1 pseudogene is annotated in these 555 nt (G+C 48.6%); it reads left to right on the top strand.

What is annotated here, in order from left to right:
• A pseudogene (locus Q0954_RS34325) lies at nucleotides 1-555 on the top strand (hypothetical protein); the annotation flags it as partial.

Here is a 555-nt window from a genome sequence, read left to right as displayed (position 1 = left end):
TTCCTTGTCAGTGACCCAACTCAAAGACAGCCTACTCAAAAAGACCTTGTTGCCAGCGAATTTTACTATCACAATAGACCCTGTGAAATGGCAAAACAAATCGCTCGAAATCTCAGCAAAGATCACTGCCTTAACAGCTTTCAACGAGCCTGTTGTTTTTCACGCCGCCATTGTAGACAGCAGCCGGGTGGCCAGTGGCACAGGCGAAACCTATCTTCAAGTAATTCGCAAGATGTTGCCTGATGCAGCAGGGATGTTTAGAGGGCGTGTGTGGCAAAAAGATGAAGTTCAAAGCCTTGGGTTTAGTTGCAAAGTGGGACCTGGAGTAAATCCTCAAGACTTGCAAGTAGTGGTATTTGTAGCAGACTATCAAAGTAGGGGCATCTATCAGGTAGCTACAGCAAACGTACCCGCCCAGGCTAAGCGCGATGCTGATGAAAATACGGTTACTGGGCTGGTTACAAACAAGCACTACCCATTGCCCCAGTCGCTGACTGCCTACCCTAATCCGGTGAGGCAAGAAGTGACACTCACCTTGCCCCAAAGCCTAACGCC

The sequence above is a fragment of the uncultured Microscilla sp. genome, assembly GCF_947493425.1.
Taxonomy (GTDB): Bacteria; Bacteroidota; Bacteroidia; order Cytophagales; family Microscillaceae; genus Microscilla.
This window is presented reverse-complemented; position numbering and strand designations above follow the sequence as displayed.